This is a genomic window from Pseudomonas sp. F2 (assembly GCF_057174385.1).
Map to the genome: position 1 here is coordinate 3,511,243 of NZ_CM169904.1, position 25,788 is coordinate 3,537,030.

Below are 25,788 nucleotides of genomic sequence, written 5' to 3' on the forward strand. Positions count from 1 at the left end.
GAACCCGTCGCGGTCACAGCCTCAAGAACGCTGGACTGTAACGATATGCGCGTACGCTCCAGGATTGACTAAAATCAGAGATTGATCAGGCCTCCATCACTGTCAGACATGACTTGCCAAACTTCTGCAAGCGCCGCCCGCCGGGGCCTCGACATCCGGGAGTAGCGCAGGCCGAATTGATCTGGTAAGTTCGCCCGCTTGCAGCCGCAGGGCCGGCAGGTGTCGGTGATGGAGCAATCCTGCGCAATGGATTACAAGAGTAGAGGCGGTCCATTTCATGCCCACCCAAGCAAAGCAACAGGCAAGTCAGACACTCAGCGGTTTCGAACCCTACGTCCCGAAAGCGGGCGAAGAGTACATGGGCGCTCCAATGCGCGCGCACTTCACCAAGATCCTGACCAAGTGGAAACTGGACTTGATGCAGGAAGTCGACCGCACTGTTGATCACATGAAAGACGAAGCGGCCAACTTTCCTGATCCGGCCGACCGTGCCAGTCAGGAAGAAGAGTTCGCCCTCGAGCTGCGCGCCCGCGACCGCGAGCGCAAACTGATCAAGAAGATCGACAAGACCCTGCAACTGATCGAAGACGAAGAGTACGGCTGGTGCGACTCTTGCGGGATCGAGATCGGCGTCAAGCGTCTTGAAGCCCGTCCGACTGCCGACATGTGCGTCGACTGCAAGAACCTGGCGGAAATCAAGGAAAAGCAGGTCGGCAAGTAATCTCGACCTGAACGAAAAACGGAGCGTGCGAACGCTCCGTTTTTGTTTCTGCCTTTTGCCCTTGTGGGAGCGAGCCTGCTCGCTCCCACCCGTTGACCTGCGTATCGCCTGAAAAGTAGCTTCGTTTCCATGACAGCCAAAAACCCCGCCTACATCGGCCGCTTCGCCCCGACCCCCAGTGGACACCTGCACTTTGGCTCGCTGGTAGCGGCGCTCGCTTCTTATCTGGATGCCCGCTCGGTGAATGGCCGCTGGCTGGTGCGCATGGAAGATCTCGATCCGCCCCGCGAAGAACCGGGCGCGCAGGCGGCGATTCTCAAGGCGCTGGAAAGTTACGGCTTCGAGTGGGACGGCGAGATGGTGCGCCAGAGTGACCGCCACGCCGCCTACGCCGAAGTGCTCGACAGCCTGTTCAATCACGGCCTCGCCTACGCCTGCATCTGCTCGCGCAAGCAGCTGGAGCCGTATCACGGGATTTATCCGGGCTTGTGCCGCAATGCCGGTCATGGACAGCAAGATGCGGCGATCCGCCTGCGCGTGCCGGAACTGGAATACCACTTTATCGATCGGGTGCAGGGCGAGTTCCGGCAGCATCTGGGGCGCGACGTGGGAGATTTCGTAATCCGCCGCCGCGACGGTCTCTACGCCTACCAACTGGCGGTGGTGCTGGATGACGCCTGGCAAGGCATCACCGACATCGTGCGCGGTGCCGACCTGCTCGACTCCACGCCACGCCAGCTCTACCTGCAAGAACTGCTGGGCCTGCGTCAGCCGCGCTATCTGCACCTGCCACTGATTACGCAGCCGGACGGCAACAAGCTCGGCAAATCCTACCGTTCGCCGCCGCTTGAGGCCGATCAGGCCACGCCGCTGCTGTTGCGAGCCTTGCGTGCGCTGGGGCAAAACCCCGGTGCCGAACTGGCCCATGCCACCCCCGAGGAATTGCTCAAATGGGGCGCAGCCCACTGGGATGCATCGAAGATCCCGCGCACACTGACGTTGCCCGAGGCGCAACTGCAATGACGACACTTGCAGTGGCGCGCCCATCCGTTACCATCGCCGCACGTTTTCGGGCACGCGTATAAAAAAGAGAGGCCGGGATGTACATCTATCGCTTGGTCCTGCTTCTGGTCGTGGGAATCTATCTGTTTTCGCCAGCCATCATGGATTGGTGGATCGACGCCACGGGCGCCTGGTATCGGCCGTATCTGCTGTGGTTGATCCTGATTGTCGTGACCTTCATCCTGCAGAGCCAAAAAGATGCCGATGAGCTTTAGCCTGACCCAGATGATCCTGATCAGCGCCGCGTACCTGGCGGTGCTGTTCGGCGTTGCCTGGATCAGCGAACGGGGCATGATCCCGCGGGCGATCATTCGCCACCCGCTGACCTACACCCTGTCGCTGGGGGTCTACGCCAGTGCCTGGGCGTTTTACGGCACGGTGGGCCTGGCCTATCAGTATGGCTACGGCTTTCTGTCCAGTTACCTCGGGGTGTCTGGTGCGTTTCTGCTCGCACCGGTGCTGCTGTATCCGATCCTGAAAATCACCCGAACCTATCAATTGTCGTCGCTGGCCGATCTGTTCGCGTTCCGCTTTCGCAGCACCTGGGCCGGCGCGCTGACCACGATCTTCATGCTGATCGGCGTATTGCCGCTGCTGGCGTTGCAGATTCAGGCGGTGGCCGATTCGATTGGCATTCTTACCGGTGAGCCGATCCAGAGCCGCGTCGCGCTGGCGTTCTGTGCGCTGATCATTCTGTTCACGATTTTCTTCGGTTCCCGGCATATCGCCACTCGCGAGAAACACGAAGGGCTGGTGTTCGCGATTGCTTTCGAATCGGTGATCAAACTGATCGCCCTCGGCGGCGTCGGTCTGTATGCGCTGTACGGCGTGTTCGACGGCCCGCAACAACTCGAACTGTGGCTGCTGCAAAACCAGACCGCCCTCGCCGCCCTGCACACGCCCCTGCAGGAAGGCCCATGGCGCACGCTGTTACTGGTGTTTTTCGCCTCGGCGATCGTGATGCCGCACATGTATCACATGACCTTTACCGAGAACCTCAACCCGCGCTCGCTGGTCAGCGCCAGCTGGGGCCTGCCGCTGTTCCTGTTGCTGATGAGCCTGGCGGTGCCGTTGATCCTGTGGGCCGGCCTGAAGCTCGGCGCCACCACCGACCCGGAATATTTCACCCTCGGCATCGGCATCGCCGCCAACAGCAAACCGCTGGCCTTGCTGGCGTACGTCGGCGGGCTATCGGCCGCCAGTGGCCTGATCATCGTCACCACCCTGGCCCTGTCGGGCATGGCGCTGAACCACCTGGTGCTGCCGCTCTATCAGCCGCCGGCCGAAGGCAACATCTATCGCTGGCTGAAGTGGACGCGTCGGGCGCTGATCGTCGCGATCATCATGGCCGGTTTCTGCTTCTACCTGATGCTCGGCGCCGGGCAGGATCTGGCCAACCTCGGCATCGTCGCTTTCGTCGCCACGCTGCAGTTCCTGCCCGGCGTGCTTTCGGTGCTGTACTGGCCGACCGCCAACCGGCGCGGCTTTATCGCCGGCCTGCTGGCGGGGATTGTGGTGTGGGTGGTGACCATGCTGTTGCCACTGGTCGGCAATCTGCAGGGTTTCTACATTCCCCTGCTGAACATGATTTACGTGCTGGACGACACCAGTTGGCACATGGCGGCGATCGCCTCGCTGGCAGCCAACGTATTGATGTTCACCCTGATCTCGCTGTTCACCAACGCCAGCCCCGAAGAAGCCAGCGCCGCCGAAGCCTGCGCGGTGGATAACGTGCGTCGTCCGCAACGCCGCGAACTGCATGCTGCTTCGCCCCAGGAGTTCGCCACGCAACTGGCCAAACCGCTGGGCGCCAAGGCGGCGCAGAAAGAAGTCGAGCAGGCCCTGCGCGACCTCTATCTGCCGTTCGACGAGCGCCGTCCTTATGCCTTGCGCCGCTTGCGCGACCGCATCGAAGCCAACCTCTCCGGCCTGATGGGCCCGAGCGTGGCGCAGGACATGGTCGAAACCTTCCTGCCGTACAAGGCCGGCGGCGAAAACTATGTGACCGAAGACATCCACTTCATCGAAAGCCGCCTCGAGGATTACCACTCGCGCCTCACCGGACTGGCCGCCGAACTCGACGCCCTGCGCCGCTACCACCGCCAGACCTTGCAGGAGTTGCCGATGGGCGTCTGCTCGCTGGCCAAGGATCAAGAGATCCTGATGTGGAACAAGGCCATGGAAGAACTCACCGGCATCGCTGCGCAACGGGTGGTCGGTTCACGCCTGAGCACCATCGCCGATCCGTGGAAGCCATTGCTGCAAGGCTTCATCAACCTGCCCGACGAGCACTTGCACAAGCAGCACCTGGCTCTCGACGGCCAGACCCGCTGGCTCAATCTGCACAAAGCGGCGATCGACGAACCGTTGGCGCCGGGCAACAGTGGTCTGGTGCTGTTGGTGGAAGACCTGACCGAAACGCAGATGCTCGAAGACAAACTGGTGCACTCCGAGCGCCTGGCGAGCATCGGTCGACTGGCGGCGGGTGTGGCCCATGAAATCGGCAACCCGATCACCGGCATCGCCTGTCTGGCGCAGAACCTGCGCGAAGAGCGCGAAGAAGACGGCGAACTGACGGAAATCAGCGGGCAGATCCTCGAACAGACCAAGCGCGTGTCGCGCATCGTGCAGTCGCTGATGAGCTTTGCCCACGCCGGCAGCCATCAGCACAGCGACGAACCGGTTTGTCTGGCCGAAGTCGCGCAGGACGCCATCGGTCTGCTGGCGCTGAACCGACGCAACTTCGAAGTGCAGTTCTACAACCTGTGCGATCCGGATCACTGGGTCGAAGGCGATCCGCAGCGGCTCGCCCAAGTGCTGATCAATCTGCTCTCCAACGCCCGTGATGCCTCGCCTGCGGGCAGCGCCGTGCGGGTCAAGAGTGAAGCCGGCGAACACACGGTCGATCTGATCGTCGAAGACGAAGGCAGTGGTATTCCGCAGAACATCATGGACCGATTGTTCGAACCTTTCTTCACCACCAAGGACCCGGGTGAAGGTACCGGTCTGGGCCTTGCACTGGTCTATTCCATCGTTGAAGAGCATTATGGACAAATCACCATCGACAGCCCGGCTGATGTACAGAGCCAGCGCGGCACCCGAATCCGGGTGACCTTACCGCGTCATGTCGAAGCGACGTCCGCTGTGAACTGAGACCGTCGAGAGTATCGAATCAATGCCGCACATTTTGATCGTCGAAGACGAAACCATTATCCGCTCCGCCTTGCGCCGCCTGCTGGAACGCAACCAGTACCAGGTCAGCGAAGCCGGTTCAGTGCAGGAAGCACAAGAACGCTTCAGTATTCCCACATTCGATCTGATCGTCAGCGACCTGCGCCTGCCTGGCGCCCCCGGCACCGAGCTGATCAAGCTCGGCCAGGGCAAACCGGTGCTGATCATGACCAGCTACGCCAGCCTGCGCTCGGCGGTCGACTCGATGAAGATGGGCGCGGTGGACTACATCGCCAAACCTTTCGATCACGATGAAATGCTTCAGGCGGTTGCGCGGATCCTGCGTGATCACCAGTCGGCGCCTGCCGCCGGCGAAGCGCTTGCCGGCAAACCGAGCAGTGGCAGCGGCAAATCGTCTGTCGACAACAGCAACGGCGAGATCGGCATCATCGGCTCGTGCCCGCCGATGCAGGACCTGTACAGCAAGATCCGCAAAGTCGCGCCGACCGATTCCAATGTCCTGATCCAGGGCGAGTCCGGCACCGGTAAAGAACTGGTGGCCCGCGCCCTGCACAACCTGTCCAAGCGTGCCAAGGCACCGATGATTTCGGTGAACTGCGCGGCCATCCCGGAAAGCCTGATCGAGTCCGAACTGTTCGGCCACGAGAAAGGTGCGTTCACTGGCGCCAGCGCCGGGCGCGCCGGTCTGGTGGAAGCGGCGGATGGCGGCACGCTGTTCCTCGACGAGATCGGCGAACTGCCGCTGGAAGCCCAGGCTCGTCTGCTGCGTGTGCTGCAGGAAGGCGAGATTCGCCGCGTGGGTTCGGTGCAGTCGCAGAAGGTCGATGTGCGTTTGATCGCCGCGACCCACCGTGACCTCAAGAGCCTGGCGAAAATCGGCCAGTTCCGTGAAGACCTGTATTACCGCCTGCACGTGATTGCCCTGAAACTGCCGGCGTTGCGCGAACGTGGCGCCGACGTCAACGAAATCGCGACGGCGTTTCTCGCCCGCCAGAGTGCGCGCATCAACCGTACCGACCTGAAATTTGCCGCCGATGCCGAACAAGCCATCCGGCACTATTCCTGGCCGGGTAACGTGCGTGAGCTGGAAAATGCCGTGGAGCGCGCGGTGATCCTGAGCGAAAGCCCGGAAATCTCCGCCGACCTACTGGGCATCGACATCGAGTTGAGCGATCTGGAAGACGACGAGTTCATCGGCTTGCCTGCGCAAACCCCAGGTAACACCAGCAACAGCAGCCATGAGCCGACCGAAGACCTGTCGCTGGAAGATTACTTCCAGCACTTCGTTCTTGAGCATCAGGACCACATGACCGAGACCGAGCTGGCGCGCAAACTGGGCGTCAGCCGCAAGTGCCTGTGGGAACGCCGTCAGCGCCTGGGCATTCCACGGCGCAAGACCGGGGTCACCAGCGAGAGCTGAACGTTACCTGTCGAGTGTGCGGGTAACGCTTGAAGACGTGAAAAAACTGTTACCTCAGCTTTTTCACGTAACAGAAGCCGGGGTTATCGGTAACGAAACCCCGGCTTTTTTTCGCCCCGAGAAAACCGTTATATCGACCTAACCCCTTGTTTTATTGGGCTTGGCAAAAGTTGGCACGGCACCTGCTATATGTTTGGTACAAGAACAATAACAAGCAATGCACAAGACAATAAAAATAAGACGAATCGACTCACGCACAATAAAAACAAGACGGCGAGAGGCGCAGCTAACTGATTCTTTTGGAGAGGCGTTGTATTTGGGGCTAGCCCCACGACCAGGCCGAGAACAACAAAAACTGTCCTAAGACAGAGCCTGTACTGGTTGGATCGCAAGATCACTGCAACACAGCGACCAAAGCAATCCGTTTGCTCTTGGCTCCCGATTGGGAGGGTCATGAAGGAAAAGCTTCATGACGAGGGCACTCAACAAAAACAAGAAGCCCGAATCAATAATAAAAAGAGCACGCAACTACTTCTTGGGGAGCTTCGGCTCCCCTTGTAGTTTCTGTCTTTCGGCAAAAACCTCCGTTTCGACCCTGCCCGATGCCTGTAGCCTGCGGCTTGCAGCGCAAATCTGCTGCGTCCTACACCATCCCCCGACTAAATGCTAGAATCTGCGCCCATCATGCGGTCATTCTTTGGTATGGCCGAACATTCCTTCAAACAGTGCATCCCATGCTGAAGAAGCTGTTCCAGTCATTCCGAACACCCGTGCGTCGTACGCAACACATCCGCAGCACTCCTGAAGTGCTCAACAGCGGCCAACATTCGCTGCAAAAGGGGCAATTCAGCCGCTATGCGGTGAATATCGTCGAACGCTTGCAGGGCGCCGGTTACCAGGCCTATCTGGTCGGCGGTTGCGTGCGAGACATGCTCCTGGGCATCACGCCCAAGGATTTCGACGTCGCCACCAGCGCTACCCCCGAGCAAGTCCGAGCCGAATTCCGCAATGCGCGGATCATCGGTCGCCGCTTCAAGCTGGTGCATATCCATTTCGGTCGCGAAATCATCGAAGTCGCGACCTTCCGTGCCAATCACCCGGTCAATGAAGACGACGAAGACAGCAACCAGTCTTCGCGTAACGAGAGCGGGCGGATTCTGCGCGACAACGTCTACGGCACTCTGGAAGAAGACGCGCAACGCCGCGACTTCACCATCAACGCTTTGTATTACGATCCGGTCAGTGAGCGCATTCTCGATTACGCCAACGGCGTGCACGACATCCGCAATCACCTGATCCGGTTGATCGGCGATCCGAAGCAGCGTTACCAGGAAGATCCGGTGCGCATGCTGCGGGCCGTGCGTTTCGCTGCCAAGCTGAATTTCGGCATCGAGAAGCACACCGTGCAGCCGATCCGCGACCTGGCGCCGATGCTGCGCGAGATCCCGTCGGCTCGTCTGTTCGAGGAAGTGCTCAAGCTGTTCCTCTCCGGCCACGGCGCGATCACCTTCGAGATGCTGGTCGATCTGCAACTGTTTGCCCCACTGTTCCCGGCCAGTGCCGACGCACTGGAATACAACCCGGAATACACCCACACGTTGATCAGCGAAGCGCTGACCAACACCGACCTGCGCATAAAACAGAACAAACCGGTCACACCGGCGTTCCTGTTTGCCGCCCTGCTGTGGCCTGCCCTGCCGGCCCGCGTATTGCGCCTGCAAGAGCGTGGCATGCCGCCGATTCCGGCCATGCAGGAAGCCGCGCATGAGCTGATCGCCGAACAATGTCAGCGCATCGCCATTCCAAAGCGCTTCACCATGCCGATCCGCGAAATCTGGGACATGCAGGAACGTCTGCCACGCCGCAGCGGCAAACGCGCCGACCTGCTGCTGGACAATCCACGTTTCCGCGCCGGTTACGACTTCCTGCTGCTGCGTGAAAGCGCTGGCGAGGAAACAGACGGCCTGGGCGAATGGTGGACGGATTATCAGGACGCCAACGACAGCGAACGTCGCGACATGATCCGCGATCTCAGCGGCAAAGGTGATGACGCCAGCGGTGCGCCACGCAAACGTCGCCGCAGCAGTGGCTCCAAGCGCAAGCGCGCCGGGGCTTCCAGCTCGACGGGCGAATAAGGCATGGAACGCATCTACATCGGTCTGGGCAGCAACCTCGCTGACCCGGCCGAACAATTGCGCAGCGCGCTCAATGCGCTGGGGCAATTGCCGCAGACTTCCCTTGCTGGTGTTTCGGCGTTCTACCAGAGCGATTCACTGCTGCCGGGGCAACCGCGTTACACCAACGCGGTCGCTGCCCTCGACAGTGATCTCGCGCCGCTCGACCTGCTTGATGCCCTGCAAACCATCGAAAACGATCAAGGTCGGGAGCGCCTGGAGCGCTGGGGGCCGCGTACGCTGGATCTGGATATCCTGTTGTTCGGTGATCGCCTGATCGACGAGCCGCGCCTGAAAGTCCCGCACTACCAGATTCAGGAGCGTGCGTTCGTGCTCTATCCTCTGGCCGAACTGGCCCCCAAGGATCTGCGCCTGGCCGATGGCCGCACATTGGCTGACCTGCTCGCCGCCTGCCCGTTCGTCGGCCTCGAACGCCTCTCCCACGCCTGACGCAAATCTCCCCCTGTGGATGGGGCCTCTGTGGCGAGGGGATTCATCCCCGATTGGCTGCGCAGCAGTCGCAAAACCGGCTAATACGGTGTGACTGATTAATGCGTACTACCATTTAAGGGCCGCTTCGCAGCCCATCGGGGATGAATCCCCTCGCCACAAAAGCGATGTTCCGTGTTCGTTTTTTGTCGGACAAAAAACCTCCCAATCAGCCCCGCCGTGCCGCTGAATCGCATCAGTAACGCCGGTAACACTCCCCTCGTAACAATGCGGTAACACACGCAATTGACTTCCTAGGTTCTCCTCACGACTATAGGCGTCCCGCTGCCGCCAACCCGGCACATACGGGCGCAATCCAGGCCTTATAAGCACGACAAAAGACCGTGCGCCTGAGTAGACGAAGAATCACGCGCGTTACTCGCAGTAGTTTCCAGAGCGCCTGAACGAGGATTTTTTACATGCCAGCCATCACCCTGACCACGCTCCAGAGCCTCAAGCAGAAAGGTGAAAAGATCACCATGCTGACCTGCTATGACGCGACCTTCGCCCACGCCTGCAACGAGGCCGGTGTCGAAGTGCTGCTGGTGGGCGACTCCCTCGGCATGGTTCTGCAAGGGCACGACAGCACCTTGCCGGTGACCATCGCAGAAATGGCCTATCACACCGCTTGCGTCAAACGCGGCAACACCGACGCCCTGATCCTGGCTGACCTGCCGTTCATGGCCAACGCCACGACCGAGCAAACCCTGACCAACAGCGCCACGCTGATGCAGGCCGGCGCGCACATGATCAAGGTTGAAGGTGCATTGTGGCTGGCGGAGTCGATCCGTCTGCTGGCCGAGCGCGGTGTACCGGTCTGCGCACACATGGGCCTGACCCCACAGGCGGTGAACATTCTTGGCGGCTATAAAGTGCAGGGCCGCAACGAGAACCAGGCGCGACAGATGCGTGCCGATGCGATCTCGCTGGAACAGGCTGGGGCCGCCATGCTGCTGCTCGAATGCGTGCCGAGCGAACTGGCGGCGGAAATCAGCCAGGCCGTGAAGATTCCGGTCATCGGGATTGGCGCCGGTAGCGATACCGACGGTCAGGTTCTGGTGCTGCACGACATGCTCGGCCTGTCGATCACGGGTCGCGTACCGAAATTCGTCAAAAACTTCATGCAGGGTCAGGACAGCATCCAGTCCGCCCTGAAGGCCTACGTCAACGAAGTCAAAGGCGTTACGTTCCCAGGCATCGAACACGGATTCTCTGCATGAACACTGTCAAAACCGTACGCGAACTGCGTGCCGCCGTGGCCCGCGCCCGCAGTGAAGGCAAGCGCATCGGCTTCGTGCCGACCATGGGCAACCTGCACAGCGGTCACATTGCGTTGATCACCAAAGCCACTCAGCGCGTGGATTTCGTGGTCGCGAGCATTTTCGTCAACCCGCTGCAGTTCGGCGCCGGCGAAGACCTCGACAAGTACCCGCGCACCCTGGCGGCGGATCAGGAAAAGCTGCTGCAAGCCGGCTGCCATTTACTGTTCGCCCCGACCGTCGAAGAGATGTACCCCGACGGCATGGCCGGGCAGACCCGGGTCAGCGTGCCGCAACTGTCTGAAGGCCTGTGTGGCGCCAGCCGTCCGGGGCACTTCGAAGGTGTGGCGACGGTGGTCAGCAAGCTGTTCAACATGGTGCAGCCGGACTTGGCGATCTTCGGTCAGAAGGACTTCCAGCAACTGGCGGTGATCCGCGCGCTGGTGCATGACTTGAACATGCCGATCCAGATCATCGGCGAACCGACCGTGCGTGCCGCCGACGGCCTGGCGCTGTCGTCGCGCAACGGTTTCCTCAGCGAAGATCAACGTGCGGTGGCCCCGGTGGTTTATCGGACCCTGAGCGCAATCGCCGAATCGATCAAGCAAGGCGAGCGCGACTATCCGGCGTTGATCGCCGCTCAAGTGCAACAGCTGGAGGCCGCCGGCCTGCGCCCGGACTATCTGGAAATCCGCCACGCCCTGACCTTGCGTCCGGCAACGGCTGAAGACCGCGATCTGGTGATTCTGGTAGCCGCGTTCCTCGGTACCACGCGGTTGATCGACAACTTGCATCTGAATCTCGATAGCCCAGCTTAAAAAACAGCGCAATACCCCTGTGGGAGCGAGCCTGCTCGCGAATGCGATCTGTCAGTTGACAACGATGTCGACTGTTCCGACGCTTTCGCGAGCAGGCTCGCTCCCACATTGGTTTCTGGTGTCCACACAGACCATATTGCCGCCTCCAAAGCCTTCGGGCACACTGCCCGCCGTTCGTTTCCAACCCGGGAAATCCCTCATGCAAGCCATCATGCTCAAGGCCAAGCTGCACCGCGCCGAAGTCACTCATGCGGTACTCGATTACGAAGGTTCCTGCGCCATTGATGGCGAGTGGCTGGACTTGTCCGGCATCCGTGAATACGAGCAGATCCAGATTTACAACGTCGACAATGGCGAGCGCTTCACCACCTACGCGATTCGTGGCGAAGAAGGTTCGCGGATGATTTCTGTGAACGGCGCAGCCGCGCATAAAGCCAAAGTCGGCGACCGCGTGATCATTTGCGCCTACGCCCATTACAGCGAAGCGGAACTGGTCAATTTCAAACCGCGCATGCTGTACATGGCGCCGGGCAATGAGCTGAGCCACACCAGCAACGCGATTCCGGTTCAGCTCGCCTGAGCCGCTTCGACGCGCCACTCCCCTTCCGTTGGTCGGCCCGTTCCCGGTTTTGATGTTAAAAAAGTACAGGGAACAGGTCAGAAGAAGTCAAGACAGATCGCAGCGCGAGGTTTACTGTATTCGCCCTGCGTTGAAAAATCGTGTCGACGCATTTGACCCTCGCCCAACCAGGGCGTATCGGTCTGTTCTGTGTTCAAAAGGCCGTTCAAGTAAAAAGGAAAACCGCAGCGATGGCGTACTACCGCACTCCTCATGACGTTACCGCTCTGCCTGCCTGGCAGGCGTTGAAAGATCACCGCCAAGCCATGCAGGATTTCAGCATGCGCGAGGCCTTCAACGCCGATCCGCAGCGCTTTAATCAATTCACGCTCAGCAGCTGCGGCCTGTTTCTCGATTATTCGAAGAACCTGATCAACGCCGAGACCCGCAACCTGCTGGTGGGCCTGGCCAATGAAGTCGATCTGAAAGGCGCGATCAAAGCGCTGTTCGACGGCGAAATCGTCAACGCCTCCGAAGGCCGCCCGGCGCTGCATACCGCCCTGCGCCGCCCGGTGGGCGACAAGCTGTCGGTCAATGGCGTCAACGTGATGCCGGAAGTGCACAAGGTGCTGAACCAGATCACCGATCTGGTCGGCCGCATCCACGACGGTCTGTGGCGTGGTTACACCGAGAAGCCGATCACTGACGTGGTCAACATCGGCATCGGTGGCTCGTTCCTCGGCCCTGAGCTGGTTTCCGAAGCGTTGCTGTCCTATGCGCAGAAAGGCGTGCGCTGCCACTACCTGGCGAACATCGACGGCAGTGAGTTCCACGAGCTGACGCAGAAGCTGCGCGCCGAAACCACGCTGTTCATCGTTTCGTCGAAATCCTTCAACACCCTCGAGACCCTGAAAAACGCTCAGGCCGCCCGCGCCTGGTATCTGGCGCAGGGCGGCTCGGAAGCCGAGCTGTATCGCCACTTCATCGCGGTATCGAGCAACAACGCGGCGGCCGTCGCGTTCGGCATCCGCGAAGAAAACATCTTCCCGATGTGGGACTGGGTCGGCGGTCGTTACTCGCTGTGGTCGGCCATCGGTCTGCCGATTGCCCTGGCCATCGGCATGTCCAATTTCAAGGAGCTGCTGTCCGGTGCCTTCACCATGGACCAGCATTTCCAGAGCGCACCGTTCGAACAGAACATGCCGGTGCTGCTGGCCTTGCTCGGCGTGTGGTACGGCAACTTCTGGGGCGCGCAAAGCCACGCGATCCTGCCGTACGACCACTACCTGCGCAACATCACCAAGCACTTGCAACAACTGGACATGGAATCCAACGGCAAGAGCGTGCGTCAGGACGGCACCTCGGTGTCGACCGATACCGGCCCGGTGATCTGGGGCGGCGTCGGCTGTAATGGTCAACACGCGTACCACCAGTTGCTGCACCAGGGCACCCAACTGATCCCGGCCGACTTCATCGTGCCGATCGTCAGCTTCAACCCGGTCTCCGATCACCATCAGTGGCTGTACGCCAACTGCCTGTCGCAGAGCCAGGCGCTGATGCTCGGCAAAACCCTGTCGGAAGCCGAGGCCGAACTGCGCGAAAAAGGCATGAGCGAAGAGCAAGTGCGCAAACTCGCGCCGCACAAGGTGATTCCGGGCAACCGCCCGAGCAACACCCTTGTGGTCGAGCGCATCAGCCCGCGTCGCCTCGGCGCGCTGGTCGCCATGTACGAGCACAAAGTGTTCGTGCAGAGCGTGGTCTGGGGCATCAACGCCTTCGACCAATGGGGCGTGGAACTGGGCAAGGAATTGGGCAAAGGCGTTTACAACCGTCTGGTCGGCAGCGATGAAACCAGCGCTGACGATGCTTCCACCCAAGGCCTGATCAACTACTTCCGCGGTCGTCACCGCGGGTGAGGTGAACGGCTGGCCCACAAATCCTGTGGGCAAGCCATTTCCAATGTGGGAGCGAGCCTGCTCGCGAATTCGGTGTGTCATTCAGCATCTTTGTGGCTGATACAGCGCATTCGCGAGCAGGCTCGCTCCCACAGTTGTTTCAGGGATGACTTGAACCTCCAGGCCGCTCGGCGCATCTTTATTCCTGTCGCACAACAAGAATAAGGAACCGTCATGTTCGATATCAGCACGTTCCCCAAAGCCGATGCCGTCCGCCGGGCTGCGCAGTTGAGTCAGGACGACTACAAGCGCCTGTACCGCGAATCGATTGAACACCCCAGCAACTTCTGGGCCGAACAGGCCACGCGCTTCCTCGACTGGAGCACACCGTGGCAGACCGTTCAGCGCTACGACCTGAAAACCGGTGAAGCGGCCTGGTTTGCCGGCGGCCAACTAAACGTCAGCTACAACTGCATCGACCGCCACCTCGCACAGCGCGGCGAGCAGACCGTGATTCTCTGGGAAGGCGACGACCCTGCCGAATCGGCGCAGATCACTTACAAAAAACTCCACCACCACGTCTGCCGCCTGGCCAACGTCCTGAAAAGCCGTGGCGTGAAAAAAGGCGACCGGGTGTGCATCTACATGCCGATGATCCCCGAGGCGGCCTACGCGATGCTCGCCTGCGCGCGGATCGGCGCGATTCACTCGGTGGTGTTCGGTGGCTTCTCCCCGGACTCCTTGCGCGACCGTATCCTCGACGCCGACTGCCGCACGGTGATCACCGCCGATGAAGGCGTGCGCGGCGGCAAATTCGTACCGCTCAAGCAAAACGTCGACAAGGCCCTGCGCAGTTGCCCGGACGTCAGCACCGTCGTCGTGGTCGAACGCACTCAAGGCAAGGTCGATTGGGTCGAGGGCCGTGACCTCTGGTATCACCAGGCCGTGCGTGACGTCAGCGACGACTGCCCGCCGGAGCCGATGGACGCCGAAGATCCGCTGTTCATCCTCTACACCTCCGGCAGCACCGGCAAACCCAAAGGTGTGCTGCACACCACCGGCGGCTACCTGCTGCAAGCGGCGATGACCTTCAAGTACGTGCTCGATTACCGCGAGGGCGAAGTGTTCTGGTGCACCGCCGACGTCGGCTGGGTCACCGGCCACAGCTACATCGTCTACGGCCCGCTGGCCAACGGCGCGACCACACTGATCTTCGAAGGCGTGCCGAGCTACCCGAGCACTTCACGCTTCTGGCAGGTGATCGACAAACACCACGTCAACATCTTCTACACCGCGCCGACTGCCCTGCGCGCGTTGATGCGCGAAGGTGCCGGGCCATTGCAGGAAACGTCGCGCCAAAGCCTCAGATTGCTCGGCAGTGTCGGTGAGCCGATCAACCCGGAGGCGTGGGAATGGTACTTCAACGTGGTCGGTGAACAGCGCTGCCCGATTGTCGATACCTGGTGGCAGACCGAAACCGGCGGCATCATGCTCAGCCCGTTGGTGAGTGCCCAGCGGATCAAACCGGGTTGCGCCACACAGCCGATGTTCGGCGTGCAACCGGTGCTGCTCGATGAACACGGCAAGGAAATCAAAGGCGCCGGCAGCGGCGTGCTGGCGATCAAGTCGAGTTGGCCGGCGCAGATCCGCAGCGTCTACGGCGACCCGCAACGAATGGTCGACACCTACTTCAAGCCCTACCCCGGCTATTACTTCACCGGCGACGGCGCACGCCGCGACGAGGACGGCGACTACTGGATCACCGGGCGCATCGACGATGTGATCAACGTCTCCGGCCACCGCATCGGCACCGCCGAAGTCGAAAGTGCGCTGGTGCTGCACGACAGCATCGCCGAAGCCGCTGTGGTCGGTTACCCGCACGACGTCAAAGGCCAGGGCATCTACGCCTTCGTCACCCCCATGAACGGCTTCGAGCCGAGCGATGAGCTGAAGAAAGAACTGCTGGCCCACGTCAGCAAGGAAATCGGCAGCTTCGCCAAACCGGACCTGATCCAGTGGGCGCCGGCCTTGCCGAAAACCCGCTCGGGCAAGATCATGCGGCGCATCTTGCGCAAGATCGCCTGCAACGAACTCGACAGCCTCGGTGACACCTCGACCCTGGCCGATCCGAGCGTGGTGCAAGGTTTGATCGACAAGCGCCTCAATCAGTAACATCCGTGGCGCGGTCACCCGGCCGCGCCCGTTCATCATCTATGAGTTGTCATGGAATTCATCCGCAGCCGTATCGAAAACCAACTCATGAGCCTGACCGGGCTGTCCCTCGGTCAGCTCGATCTGGAAAACCCCAAGGGCGATCCCGGGCTGTTCGGGCCGGACTCGATCAGTTGGCAAGTGCACGGCGATTTCAGCAGCATGCTGATCGGCGGCATCAGCGCATTGTTGCTGCAAGCGCTGCATCCGCTGGCGCTGGCCGGGGTCTGGGATCATTCGAATTTTCGTCAGGACATGCTCGGGCGTTTGCGCCGCACCAGTCAATTTGTTTCCGGCACCACGTTCGGCTCGCGCCGCGACGCCGAATGGCTGATTGACAAAGTGCGCACCATTCACCTGCAAGTGGTCGGTATCGCGCCGGACGGCCGACCGTATGCGGCCAGCGATCCGGACCTGCTGACCTGGGTGCACGTAGCCGAGGTCAGTCACTTTCTTGCCGCGCATCTGCGTTACCGCAACCCGCAATTGTCGGGGGCGGATCAGGATCGCTACTACGCAGAAATCGCCGTGGTCGCCGAGCGCCTCGGTGCGCGGGAGGTGCCGAAATCGCGACAGGCCGTGGCCGACTATCTACAACGCCTGCGCCCGCAACTGCTCTGTGATGAGCGCAGCCGCGAAGTCCTGCGCCTGCTGCTCGACGCCCCGGCCCCAAGCGTGCTGGCCCGACCTTTTGGCGACCTGATGATGAAGGCCGGCATCGACTTGCTGCCGGACTGGGCCAGCGCCATGTTCGGCATACGGCAGAATCCGCTGCAACGCCAGCTGATCCGCGCCAGCGTCAAGCGCAGCGCACCGATGCTGCGCTGGGCGATGCGCAATGGTTCGGTGCAGCGGGCCAAACGTCGGATGGGTTTGCTGACCTGAAAGCTTCGCGAGCAGGCTCGCTCCCACAGGAGATTGATTTGCAGCATAGATCCTGTGTGGGAGCGGCCTGCTCGCGAAGGGCACAACTCGATTGCCCGCCAAGCTGCTAAACTCCCGCGCCCCCATTCTCACCAGCAAGGCGCACGCATGTCTTCCTTGAATCAGGCGCTGCGCGCCGCCCTCGATAAACGCCAGGATCTGCTCGCTGAGCTGCACAACCAGGGTACCGATTGCTATCGGCTGTTCCACGGCAGCCAGGAAGGCACCGGCGGCCTGACCGTCGACCGCTATGGTCCGCAACTGCTGGTGCAGAGCTTTCACCAGACGCTGGAGCGTGACGACCTGCTGCAACTGCACGCCATGGTCAACCAGACCCTGGGGTTTGACACCCTGCTGGTCTACAACGACCGCTCCCGCGGCAACTCGCGGATCGACCGCGAAGACAATGTCTACAAAGCCGATGACGCCGCGCTGGCGGATCTGGTCGGTCACGAATGGGGCCTGAACTACCGCGTGCGCGGGCGGCATGCCGGCCAGGATCCGCTGCTGTTCCTCGACCTGCGCAACACTCGCGGCTGGGTGAAGGATCACGCCAAGGGTAAAAGCGTGCTCAACCTCTTTGCCTACACCTGTGGCGTCGGCCTGAGTGCCGCTGCCGGTGGTGCGCGCGAGGTGTGCAATCTGGATTTCGCCGAAGGCAATCTGGCGGTCGGCCGTGAGAACGGCCTGCTCAACCCGCAATTGCCCGAGATGCAATTTATCCAGTCCGATTATTTCCCGGCGATCCGTCAGCTCGCCGGGCTGCCGATCAGCCAGCGGCGCGGGCAGAAACTGCCGAGCTACCAGCGCCTCGAACAGCGCCAATACGATCTGGTGCTGCTCGATCCTCCGGCCTGGGCCAAGAGCGCATTCGGCACCGTCGACCTGCTGCGCGACTATCAAAGCCTGCTCAAACCGGCGCTGCTGACCACCGCCGACAACGGCGTGCTGATCTGCTGCAACAACCTGGCGAAAGTCAGCATGGACGACTGGCGTGAACAGGTGCTGCGTTGTGCCGAGAAGGCCGGGCGACCGGTCCGCGACTGGAGCGTGATGACCCCGGGCGCCGACTTCCCGTCGCTGGATCAACAGCCACCGCTGAAGACCCTGATCCTGCAGCTGTAACCCCCCTGCGGGACTGGCAACCATCCAATGTGGGAGCGAGCTTGCTCGCGAAGGCGGCGCGTCAGTCAGCATATTTCTCGACTGATCCGCCGCCTTCGCGAGCAAGCTCGCTCCCACAGTGTCTTGGTCCTACAGAAGAATCTGAACAATCCTGCCCCCCACGATGTACTTCGGAACCAGAATCGCGTGCCATACTCCAAGGCACTCCGATTCAGACAGATGAAGCCGCACATGCCCAAAGGATTGATTCGCGCGATTGGCGCCTTGTTGACTGCTCTGGCCCTCTACAGCCTGCTGGGGTTTCTGATTTTGCCGGGCATTGCCCTGCGCATTGCCAACCAGCAACTGGCGAACTACGCCACGGTGCCAGCGCATATTCAGCGCATCGAGCTCAATCCGTTCAGCCTTGAAGTCACCCTGTGGGGCCTGGTCGTCGGTGAGCCGGGCAAGGAGCAGGTCGGCTTCGAGCGGCTGTACGCCAACCTGCAACTCGACAGCCTGTGGACCAAAGCACTGCACCTGGCCGATATCGAGCTGGACAAGCCCAAGACCGAAATTCTCTTCGCCAAGGACGGCCAGCTCAATCTGCTCGGCCTGTTCAAGATTCCCGCCAGCGAGCCGACCCCGGCCGACCCGAATGCCAAACCGTTCCCGCTGCGCATCGACCGCATTCAGCTGGCCGGTGGCAACGTGCATTTCGAGGACGCGCGGCCGAGCGAGCCCATCGAGTTCCTTTACGACAAACTCGACTTCGAACTGAAAAACCTCAGCACCCTGCCCGAAGACAATGCCGACATGACCCTGGTGGCTGCCGGCCCGGCCGGTGGGCAGATCGACTGGAAGGGCAACTTCAGCCTGATCCCGTTCACCTCTGAAGGAACCCTGAAAGTCACCGACGGCAAGATGAAATCCTTCTGGCCCTATGTGCGTGACGCGCTGCCGCTGGTGCTCGAAGACGGTGTGATCAACCTCAGCACCGAGTACAAACTGAATCTGTCGAAACAAACCGAACTGCTGCTGAACAACGTCGCGGTGAATATTGCGCCGTTCGCAATCAAGGCGCCGGACGGACGTCCGCTGGCCAGACTCGAACGCCTCGATGTCAGCGAAACCTCGCTGGACCTGGCCAAACAGCAAGTGGTGGTCGGCAAGATCCGCAGCAACAAACTGGAAACCTGGGCCGCGCTCGAGGCCGACGGCCAGCTCGACTGGCAGAAACTGTTCGCCAGTCAGCCGTCAAAACCTGCCGCCAAGGCCGCCGCCGAACCCAAGTCCACTCCGGCCGCCGCCGACTCGCCGAAAGAACCGGCGGCGCCGAGCAAGCCCTGGCAGGTGCTGCTCAAGGATGTGCAGTTGCGCAACTACATCGTGCATCTCGCCGACCGTTCGGCCAACCCGCCGGTGGCGCTGGATGTGACGCCGCTGAATATCGACCTGCAGGATTTTGACAGCCTCAACGGTTCGCCTTTCAAGGTCAGGCTCGACAGCGGTCTGGGCAAACAAGGCAAGATCAACGCCGACGGCGTGGTCAACCTCGCACCGGTTACCGCCCAGCTCAACGTGAAGACCCAGGACATCGACTTGCGTGTCGCGCAGTCCTACATCAATCCGTTCATTCGCCTGGAACTGCGCAGCGGCATGCTCGGCAGTGACCTCAAGGTCAACCTCAAGAGCACCGAGCCACTGGCACTCAGCGTTACCGGGCGCGCGCAGATCGATCAACTGCACACCCTCGACACCCTGAAAACCCGCGACTTCCTCAAATGGCAGCAAGTGGTGGTTGAAGGCATCAACTATCAACACGGTGACAGTGTGTCGATCGACAAGGTCAACCTGTTCCAGCCGTACGTGCGGTTCATGATCAACGATGACCGCACCACCAACATTGATGATTTGCTGATCCCGCAACCTGCCGATTCCGGGGCGAAAACGGCAGCGGCCAAACCCGCCAATCACTCGAAACCGCTGGGCATTCACATTGGCGGTATCGCGATCAATGACGGCTCGGCCAACTTCGCCGACTTCAGCCTGACCCCGAACTTCGCCACGGCAATCCAGCAACTCAACGGCCAGATCGGCACCATCGACAGCCGTCAGGCGAAACCGGCCAGCGTCGACGTCAAGGGCAAGGTCGACCGCTATGCGCCGGTGACCATCAAAGGTGCGGTGAATCCGTTCGACCCGATGGCCAGCCTCGATATCGCTACCAGTTTCAAACGCGTCGAACTGACCACGCTCACCCCGTATTCCGGCAAATTCGCCGGCTACCGCATCCGCAAGGGCCGGCTCAATCTCGACCTGCACTACCTGATCACCAAGGGCCAGTTGAAGGCTGAAAACAAAGTGGTGGTCGAGCAGCTGCAACTCGGCGAGAAAGTCGACAGCCCGGATGCCGTGAGCCTGCCGTTGAAACTGGCGATTGCCCTGCTCAAGGACGTCGATGGCAAGATTTCCATCGAACTGCCGGTCACCGGCGACCTCAACAACCCGCAATTCAGCGTAATGCCGATTGTCTGGCAGACCCTGCGCAATCTGATCGTCAAAGCCGCTGCCGCGCCGTTCAAGCTGATTGGCGGACTGGTCAGTGGCGGCGGTTCCCAAGACCTCGGCACCGTGTCCTTTGCACCCGGGTCGAGCGATCTGAGCAAAGACGCCGAATCAGCGCTGGACAAACTGTCCCAGGCGCTCAAGGAACGTCCGGCCCTGCGCCTGGAGATCGAAGGCACCGCCGCGCAAAGCAGCGACGGGCCGCTGCTGGCCGAACAGCGTCTGGAACGCGAATACCAGTACAATTACTACAAGATGCTCCAGCGCCGTGGCGACAAGGTGCCGGCCCAGGCTTCCCTGCTGCAAGTACCGGAGAACGAGAAAGGCCCGTTGCTCGAAGGCATCTACCGCACGCGTCTGAAAACCCAGCCGCCGGCCGAATGGAAGGATCTGGGCAAGGAAGAACGCACGGCGAAAATGCGTGACGGCGTGATCAAGTTCTGGAGTTCCAGCGATGTTCTGCTGCGCCAGTTGGGACAGGAACGCGCCAGCAGCATCAAGGACTATCTCGTCGACAAAGGCCAATTGGCGGACGACCGGGTGTACTTCATCGATGCCAATCTGGGCGAGGCTGAGAGCGATGGCCGGGTCGTGACGCAAATGCATCTGGACGCCGAATGATGAACCGCAAATGGCGGGTGGCTTTGACGCTGCTGCTCGCCGGCAGCCCTGCGCTGGCCTCCGACACGCTGCGTTGTGGCAGCCAACTGGTCAGTCTCGGCGACCGTGCCAGCGAAGTGCTGCAGAAGTGTGGCGAACCGGTCAGCCGCGATGTCCTCGGCTACAAGCGCAGCGCCAACCGCCGCGAAGAATTTCAGGTCGAGGAATGGACCTACGGCCCGAGCAACGGCATGTATCAATACCTGCGCTTTGAAGGCAATCGCCTGCGGCAGATCAACAGCAAGCGCGGTAACTGAAAGATCAAAAGATCGCAGCCTCCGGCAGCTTCTACAGTGAAATGCATTCCCTGTAGGCGCTGCCGGAGGCTGCGATCTTTTGCTTCTAGCAAATAGAACAGGCCCCGACACAAGTGCCGGGGCCCGTAATGGTCACATCCGTGTGACCGTTCGCATGAACTCTAAAGTTGCGGCAGACGTATTGCTCGGCCCGTCTGTCGCGTCTTCTCCCGGTCCAGGCGAGAAGTCATGCCTTACTCGGCTTTCAGGCCGTCAGCGGAGACCGCTTTGACGCCTTTGATTTTCTTGGTGATGTTCACAGCGGTGGTTTTCTGAGCTTCGGTGACAGCGACGTCAGAAGACAGGGAAACCACACCTTTGTTGGTTTCGACTTTGATGTCGGTACCAGGAATGCCTTTTTCGGTTACCAGGTCGCTTTTGACTTTGGTAGTGATCCAGGTATCGGAAGTAGCTTCTTTAGCCTTGGTCATTTCACCAGCAGCCAGAGTCATTGGAGCCTGAGTAGCCTGGGTGGATTGTGCAAAGGCACCGGAAGCCATGGTCAGGGTCAGCGCGGTAGCAGCAGCGGCAGTGATAGCGAACTTCTTCATACGAGTAACTCCTGTTTTTCTGGAAAGTCTGCTGGTTGTCTTGTCAGCAGGGTTACTGGGTATATTGCGAACGCTGTGCCAACTTTTCCAAAGACAATAAACCCTTATAAATCAACTAGTTACCAATTAGATAAATTTTCGGAATCATGCAATTTGCATGACCCGCGCATTATCGACATGCAACTTGCGGTTTTCTGGAAAGTTCCTAACTGGCTGAAATTATTAAAGCTTTTTTTCTGCTCTGGAAATGAAAATGCCCCGAAAGTCGGGGCATTTGCCATTCGCGCTGTCGCATCAAGTGCCGCTGGCGGTGCAACCTTTTGGCGAGTAGTCAGGGTTGACGGTCGTTGCGCAGGTCCACACACCCGAGGTGGCGCCCGTTGCAGCCCCTGAACGGGTCAGCGTGATTGTTTTACCCAACACCGGCCCAGGAGCGTTCACCAGTGTGCACGTGATGGAGCCGGCACCGGTCGAGGCCGTTCCAGAGGCCGCGAGTGTGCAGTTCGACGTGGTTGCGGAAGCGCCGCCCGCCACCAGTGTCAACGTCGGATCCGTACCTTGATTGATGGTGTCTTCAAACGGCACTTTGAGCGCGCTGATTTCTGCCAGACCTGCTGTCACTTTCGAACGGGCCTGGTATTTGGAGTATTGCGGCAGGGCGATGGTCGCCAGAATGCCGATGATCGCCACCACGATCAGCAGCTCGATCAGAGTGAAACCTTTTTGTTTGTTCATAGACAGGCTCTCCATGCATGAGTCGGAATCTCATGATCTGCAAAGAGCTCAGCACAGGCCATGCCAACCGCCTGCAGACCCCGTGCGCTGGGCATAAACGCGCGATATCGCGCTTTCCTACAACCTGTAACCGCACTATCTGACACTTTTTGTCACCTGCACCGGGGGTGTTTGGCGCTGTCACTTGACTAGGCTATAAGTCATGAACTGTCAGCTTCCGGAATTCCCATGAATGACATCGCTCTGAGCGGTCTGGCCAAGCAGTTGGTACAGGCCGAACTGCTCACGGAAAAAAGCGCCCAGCAGGCCTGGCAACAGGCGCAGCGCAATCGGTTGTCGCTGGTCAGCTACCTGGTGCAGAACAAACTGGTGAAGAGCTCACAGGTGGCCGAGATCGCTTCCGAGCATTTCGGCATGGCCTTCATGGACCTCAATTGCCTGGACAAGGAAACCCAGCCCAAAGGCCTGGTCAGTGAAAAACTGGTGCGCCAGCACCACGCCCTGCCCTTGTGGCGCCGTGGCAACAAACTGTTCGTGGGCATTTCCGACCCGAGCAATCATCAGGCGATCAATGACATTCAGTTCAGCACCGGGCTGAGCACCGAAGCCATTCTGGTGGAGGACGACAAGCTCACCGAGGCCATCGAGAAGTTCTTCGACACCCACGCCAGCGGACTCGAAGACATGGCCGACGTCGATCTCGACGGCATGGATGTCGAGTCCGTCGACGACAGCCGCCAGGACGCCATCGGCGGGCTCGACGCCGATGACGCGCCGGTCGTGCGCTTCGTGCACAAGATGCTGCTCGATGCGATCAAGAGTGGCTCCTCCGACCTGCACTTCGAACCCTACGAGAAAAACTTCCGGGTGCGGGTGCGCACCGACGGCATCCTGCGCGAGGTGGCCAAACCGCCGATTCAACTGGCCGGGCGAATCGCCGCACGCCTGAAGGTCATGGCCAGCCTGGATATCTCGGAACGCCGCAAACCCCAGGACGGGCGGATCAAGATGCGCCTGTCGAAGACCAAGTCGATCGACTTTCGGGTCAACACCCTGCCGACGCTGTGGGGCGAAAAAGTGGTGATCCGGATCCTCGATCCGTCCAGCGCGCAGATCGGCATCGATGCATTGGGTTACGAACCGGCGCAGAAAGACCTGTACATGGCGGCGCTCAAGCAGCCGCAGGGCATGATTCTGGTGACCGGGCCGACCGGCTCGGGGAAAACCGTGTCGCTGTACACCGGCCTGAATATTCTCAATACCGTCGACATCAACATTTCCACCGCCGAAGACCCGGTGGAAATCAACATGGAAGGCATCAACCAGGTCAACGTCAATCCGAAACAGGGTCTGGATTTTGCCCAGGCCCTGCGTTCGTTTCTGCGGCAGGACCCGGACGTGATCATGGTCGGCGAAATCCGCGACCTGGAAACTGCCGAGATCGCGATCAAGGCCGCACAGACCGGCCACCTGGTGCTGTCCACGCTGCACACCAACAGTGCCGCCGAAACCCTGACCCGCCTGCACAACATGGGCATTCCCGGGTTCAACATCGCCACCTCGGTAAGCCTGATCATCGCTCAGCGCCTGGCGCGCAAGCTGTGCAACCACTGCAAGAAACCGATCGAAATCCCCCGCGAAACGCTGATCAAGGAAGGTTTCCCTCCGGAACAGATCGGCAATTTCACGATCTACGAGCCGGTCGGTTGCGATCACTGCAACGGCGGCTACAAGGGACGCGTGGGGATTTATGAAGTGGTGAAAAACACCTCCGAGCTGCAGCGGCTGATCATGGCCGAAGGCAACTCGCTGGAAATCGACAGCCAGATGCGTCGCGACGGCTTCGACGACCTGCGCACCTCGGGCCTGCACAAGGCCATGCAAGGCATCACCAGCCTGGAAGAAATCAACCGGGTCACCAAGGACTGAACATGGCGGTCAAGGCAGCGAAAATCAGCATTTACGCCTGGGAAGGCACGGATCGCAAAGGCAGCAAGGTCACGGGCGAGTTGAGCGGGCAGAACCCTGCGCTGATCAAGGCCCAGCTGCGCAAACAAGGCATCAACCCGGGCAAGGTGCGCAAGAAATCCACCTCCTTGCTCAGCCTCGGCAAACGCATCAAGGCCCAGGACATCGCCCTGTTCACCCGGCAGATGGCAACCATGATGAAGGCTGGCGTGCCGTTGTTGCAGTCGTTCGACATCATTGGCGAAGGCTTCGACAACCCGGCGATGCGCAAACTGGTGGACGAAGTGAAGCAAGAGGTGGCAGCCGGCAACAGCTTCGCCGCCGCCCTGCGCAAGAAGCCGCAGTATTTCGATGAGCTGTATTGCAACCTGGTGGATGCCGGCGAGCAATCCGGTGCACTCGATACGTTGCTCGAACGAGTCGCAACCTATAAGGAAAAAAGCGAAGCGCTCAAGGCCAAGATCAAGAAAGCCATGACCTACCCCACAGCCGTGGTGCTGGTGGCGATGGTGGTCACGGGGATTTTGCTGGTGAAAGTGGTGCCGCAGTTTCAGGCGGTATTTTCCGGTTTCGGCGCTGAACTGCCGGCCTTCACGCTGATGGTGATCAGCATCTCCGAGTTCATGCAGCAATGGTGGTGGGCGGTGCTCGGCGCCCTGATTGCAGCAGTGTTCGGCATCCGTCATGCGCTGAAGACATCCCAGGCATTGCGCGACCGCAAGGACACCTGGCTGCTGAAGCTGCCGCTGGTGGGCACGCTGATGTACAAATCGGCGGTGGCGCGATTTGCCCGCACCTTGTCGACCACCTTCGCCGCTGGCGTACCGCTGGTGGAGGCACTGGATTCGGTAGCCGGCGCTACCGGCAACGTGGTGTTCAAACGTGCAGTGCTGCGTATCCGCCAGGACGTCGCCACCGGCATGCAGCTGAATTTTTCCATGCGCAGCACCGGGGTGTTCCCGAACATGGCGGTACAGATGACCGCGATCGGTGAGGAGTCGGGCGCGCTGGATGACATGCTCGACAAGGTCGCCGGTTTTTATGAGGACGAAGTGGATAACATGGTCGACAACCTCACCAGCCTGATGGAGCCGTTCATCATGGTGGTGCTCGGGGTCATCGTCGGCGGGCTGGTCGTGGCCATGTACCTGCCGATTTTCCAGCTCGGCTCAGCGATCTGAC

Annotated in this window: 20 protein-coding genes; 18 read left to right on the forward strand and 2 right to left on the reverse strand. The window is 60.4% G+C overall.

The features are described from left to right. Window positions 1–277: 277 nt before the first annotated feature. The 16 genes from dksA (at window position 278) to AC193Q_RS15810 (ending at window position 21,313) form a co-directional block, all read left to right on the forward strand. Entirely contained in the window at window positions 278–721 is a 444-nt protein-coding gene (gene dksA / locus AC193Q_RS15735; RefSeq protein ID WP_007959616.1) for an RNA polymerase-binding protein DksA, read from the forward strand. 129 nt (window positions 722–850) lie between these two features. Continuing rightward, a complete protein-coding gene (gene gluQRS, locus AC193Q_RS15740; protein ID WP_483878591.1) occupies window positions 851–1,744 on the forward strand; it encodes a tRNA glutamyl-Q(34) synthetase GluQRS in 894 nt (297 codons plus the stop codon). A 77-nt stretch (window positions 1,745–1,821) separates the two neighbouring features. Next, window positions 1,822–1,998: a hypothetical protein gene (locus AC193Q_RS15745; protein ID WP_003176118.1), complete on the forward strand. Its 177-nt coding sequence runs from the start codon at window positions 1,822–1,824 to the stop codon at window positions 1,996–1,998. Beyond that, a complete protein-coding gene (locus AC193Q_RS15750; protein ID WP_161794896.1) occupies window positions 1,982–4,936 on the forward strand; it encodes a sensor histidine kinase in 2,955 nt (984 codons plus the stop codon). Before AC193Q_RS15745 ends, AC193Q_RS15750 begins: the two co-directional genes overlap by 17 nt. A 22-nt stretch (window positions 4,937–4,958) precedes the next feature. Continuing rightward, window positions 4,959–6,395, forward strand: a complete 1,437-nt coding sequence (locus AC193Q_RS15755; protein ID WP_483878592.1) for a sigma-54-dependent transcriptional regulator — start codon at window positions 4,959–4,961, stop codon at window positions 6,393–6,395. 734 nt (window positions 6,396–7,129) lie between these two features. Beyond that, window positions 7,130–8,530 (forward strand): polynucleotide adenylyltransferase PcnB, encoded by a 1,401-nt coding sequence (locus AC193Q_RS15760; protein ID WP_041065404.1) that lies wholly within the window; start codon window positions 7,130–7,132, stop codon window positions 8,528–8,530. Between the two features lie 3 nt (window positions 8,531–8,533). Further along, window positions 8,534–9,019, forward strand: coding sequence for a 2-amino-4-hydroxy-6-hydroxymethyldihydropteridine diphosphokinase (folK, locus tag AC193Q_RS15765; RefSeq protein WP_047296601.1), 486 nt, complete (start codon window positions 8,534–8,536; stop codon window positions 9,017–9,019). 458 nt (window positions 9,020–9,477) lie between these two features. Further along, window positions 9,478–10,278, forward strand: coding sequence for a 3-methyl-2-oxobutanoate hydroxymethyltransferase (panB, locus tag AC193Q_RS15770; RefSeq protein WP_121187223.1), 801 nt, complete (start codon window positions 9,478–9,480; stop codon window positions 10,276–10,278). Next, on the forward strand, window positions 10,275–11,135 hold the full coding sequence (gene panC / locus AC193Q_RS15775) for a pantoate--beta-alanine ligase (RefSeq protein WP_086792834.1): 861 nt from the start codon (window positions 10,275–10,277) through the stop codon (window positions 11,133–11,135). The genes panB and panC overlap by 4 nt, the downstream gene beginning before the upstream one ends. Window positions 11,136–11,334: 199 nt before the next feature. Continuing rightward, window positions 11,335–11,715, forward strand: a complete 381-nt coding sequence (gene panD / locus AC193Q_RS15780; protein ID WP_041065393.1) for an aspartate 1-decarboxylase — start codon at window positions 11,335–11,337, stop codon at window positions 11,713–11,715. A gap of 230 nt (window positions 11,716–11,945) precedes the next feature. Next, the gene (gene pgi, locus AC193Q_RS15785) at window positions 11,946–13,610 is read left to right on the forward strand and encodes a glucose-6-phosphate isomerase (protein ID WP_095668302.1); all 1,665 of its coding nucleotides are present in this window, start codon (window positions 11,946–11,948) and stop codon (window positions 13,608–13,610) included. 213 nt (window positions 13,611–13,823) lie between these two features. Then, on the forward strand, window positions 13,824–15,761 hold the full coding sequence (gene acs, locus AC193Q_RS15790; RefSeq protein WP_121187225.1) for an acetate--CoA ligase: 1,938 nt from the start codon (window positions 13,824–13,826) through the stop codon (window positions 15,759–15,761). Window positions 15,762–15,812: 51 nt separating this feature from the next. After that, the gene (locus tag AC193Q_RS15795) at window positions 15,813–16,685 is read left to right on the forward strand and encodes an oxygenase MpaB family protein (protein ID WP_095668300.1); all 873 of its coding nucleotides are present in this window, start codon (window positions 15,813–15,815) and stop codon (window positions 16,683–16,685) included. 147 nt (window positions 16,686–16,832) lie between these two features. Next, entirely contained in the window at window positions 16,833–17,849 is a 1,017-nt protein-coding gene (locus AC193Q_RS15800; protein ID WP_121187229.1) for a class I SAM-dependent rRNA methyltransferase, read from the forward strand. Window positions 17,850–18,068: 219 nt separating this feature from the next. Beyond that, complete coding sequence (locus AC193Q_RS15805) at window positions 18,069–21,017, forward strand: DUF748 domain-containing protein (protein ID WP_483878593.1); 2,949 nt, start codon at window positions 18,069–18,071, stop codon at window positions 21,015–21,017. Beyond that, window positions 21,017–21,313 (forward strand): DUF2845 domain-containing protein, encoded by a 297-nt coding sequence (locus tag AC193Q_RS15810; protein ID WP_095668297.1) that lies wholly within the window; start codon window positions 21,017–21,019, stop codon window positions 21,311–21,313. Before AC193Q_RS15805 ends, AC193Q_RS15810 begins: the two co-directional genes overlap by 1 nt. A gap of 233 nt (window positions 21,314–21,546) precedes the next feature. On the opposite strand, the gene AC193Q_RS15815 is transcribed toward AC193Q_RS15810, so the two are convergent. Beyond that, window positions 21,547–21,903, reverse strand: coding sequence for a BON domain-containing protein (locus tag AC193Q_RS15815; protein ID WP_007963876.1), 357 nt, complete (start codon window positions 21,901–21,903; stop codon window positions 21,547–21,549). Window positions 21,904–22,197: 294 nt separating this feature from the next. Further along, the gene (locus tag AC193Q_RS15820; RefSeq protein WP_483878594.1) at window positions 22,198–22,638 is read right to left on the reverse strand and encodes a pilin; all 441 of its coding nucleotides are present in this window, start codon (window positions 22,636–22,638) and stop codon (window positions 22,198–22,200) included. A gap of 228 nt (window positions 22,639–22,866) precedes the next feature. Between AC193Q_RS15820 and pilB the strand changes: the two genes are divergently transcribed. Further along, on the forward strand, window positions 22,867–24,567 hold the full coding sequence (gene pilB / locus AC193Q_RS15825; RefSeq protein ID WP_041065369.1) for a type IV-A pilus assembly ATPase PilB: 1,701 nt from the start codon (window positions 22,867–22,869) through the stop codon (window positions 24,565–24,567). Window positions 24,568–24,569: 2 nt separating this feature from the next. Next, on the forward strand, window positions 24,570–25,787 hold the full coding sequence (locus AC193Q_RS15830) for a type II secretion system F family protein (RefSeq protein ID WP_095668296.1): 1,218 nt from the start codon (window positions 24,570–24,572) through the stop codon (window positions 25,785–25,787). The last annotated feature ends 1 nt before the right edge of the window (window position 25,788 follow it).

Bases quoted from the DNA above. Each gene is read 5' to 3' on its own strand.
- AC193Q_RS15820 (WP_483878594.1), bottom strand. From the start codon at position 22,638: ATGAACAAACAAAAAGGTTTCACTCTGATCGAGCTGCTGATCGTGGTG.
- panD (WP_041065393.1), top strand. From the start codon at position 11,335: ATGCAAGCCATCATGCTCAAGGCCAAGCTGCACCGCGCCGAAGTCACT.
- folK (WP_047296601.1), top strand. From the start codon at position 8,534: ATGGAACGCATCTACATCGGTCTGGGCAGCAACCTCGCTGACCCGGCC.
- pgi (WP_095668302.1), top strand. From the start codon at position 11,946: ATGGCGTACTACCGCACTCCTCATGACGTTACCGCTCTGCCTGCCTGG.
- dksA (WP_007959616.1), top strand. From the start codon at position 278: ATGCCCACCCAAGCAAAGCAACAGGCAAGTCAGACACTCAGCGGTTTC.
- panB (WP_121187223.1), top strand. From the start codon at position 9,478: ATGCCAGCCATCACCCTGACCACGCTCCAGAGCCTCAAGCAGAAAGGT.
- AC193Q_RS15810 (WP_095668297.1), top strand. From the start codon at position 21,017: ATGAACCGCAAATGGCGGGTGGCTTTGACGCTGCTGCTCGCCGGCAGC.
- AC193Q_RS15795 (WP_095668300.1), top strand. From the start codon at position 15,813: ATGGAATTCATCCGCAGCCGTATCGAAAACCAACTCATGAGCCTGACC.
- AC193Q_RS15755 (WP_483878592.1), top strand. From the start codon at position 4,959: ATGCCGCACATTTTGATCGTCGAAGACGAAACCATTATCCGCTCCGCC.
- AC193Q_RS15805 (WP_483878593.1), top strand. From the start codon at position 18,069: ATGAAGCCGCACATGCCCAAAGGATTGATTCGCGCGATTGGCGCCTTG.
- AC193Q_RS15800 (WP_121187229.1), top strand. From the start codon at position 16,833: ATGTCTTCCTTGAATCAGGCGCTGCGCGCCGCCCTCGATAAACGCCAG.
- AC193Q_RS15745 (WP_003176118.1), top strand. From the start codon at position 1,822: ATGTACATCTATCGCTTGGTCCTGCTTCTGGTCGTGGGAATCTATCTG.
- acs (WP_121187225.1), top strand. From the start codon at position 13,824: ATGTTCGATATCAGCACGTTCCCCAAAGCCGATGCCGTCCGCCGGGCT.
- AC193Q_RS15815 (WP_007963876.1), bottom strand. From the start codon at position 21,903: ATGAAGAAGTTCGCTATCACTGCCGCTGCTGCTACCGCGCTGACCCTG.
- AC193Q_RS15750 (WP_161794896.1), top strand. From the start codon at position 1,982: ATGCCGATGAGCTTTAGCCTGACCCAGATGATCCTGATCAGCGCCGCG.
- AC193Q_RS15830 (WP_095668296.1), top strand. From the start codon at position 24,570: ATGGCGGTCAAGGCAGCGAAAATCAGCATTTACGCCTGGGAAGGCACG.
- pilB (WP_041065369.1), top strand. From the start codon at position 22,867: ATGAATGACATCGCTCTGAGCGGTCTGGCCAAGCAGTTGGTACAGGCC.
- gluQRS (WP_483878591.1), top strand. From the start codon at position 851: ATGACAGCCAAAAACCCCGCCTACATCGGCCGCTTCGCCCCGACCCCC.
- panC (WP_086792834.1), top strand. From the start codon at position 10,275: ATGAACACTGTCAAAACCGTACGCGAACTGCGTGCCGCCGTGGCCCGC.
- AC193Q_RS15760 (WP_041065404.1), top strand. From the start codon at position 7,130: ATGCTGAAGAAGCTGTTCCAGTCATTCCGAACACCCGTGCGTCGTACG.